The sequence below is a fragment of the Bradyrhizobium sp. Kon56 genome, assembly GCF_055807635.1.
This window is the reverse complement of the sequence record NZ_JBVVOU010000512.1, coordinates 1-256: the sequence shown is the minus strand read 5'-3', so window position 1 is coordinate 256 and position 256 is coordinate 1. Positions and strand designations below refer to the sequence as shown.

1 pseudogene is annotated in these 256 nt (G+C 65.2%); it reads right to left on the bottom strand.

The features are described 5' to 3' along the window. Positions 1–256, bottom strand: a pseudogene (locus AC0L3B_RS39875) (hypothetical protein); the annotation flags it as partial.

Genomic DNA, 256 nt, shown 5'->3' with positions numbered 1-256 from the left:
AAATCGCCGACGCGGTCGCAACCAAAACGGAAGTCGTCGCCGACCTCCAGATGCTGTACGCCCAGGCCATCGACAAGGATCCGGTCGACGAACTCGGCGGCGTTACGTGCTCAACCTGCACATCCTCAACCAGCGCCACCAGCTCTTCAGCCACCGGCAGTTCCGGCCACGGCTTGTGCTCTGGCTCTGGCTCTGGCTCGACAGCAGGCTGCAGCACCGGCTCGGCCATCGGCAGCACCGTCGGCGCCGGTGTTTC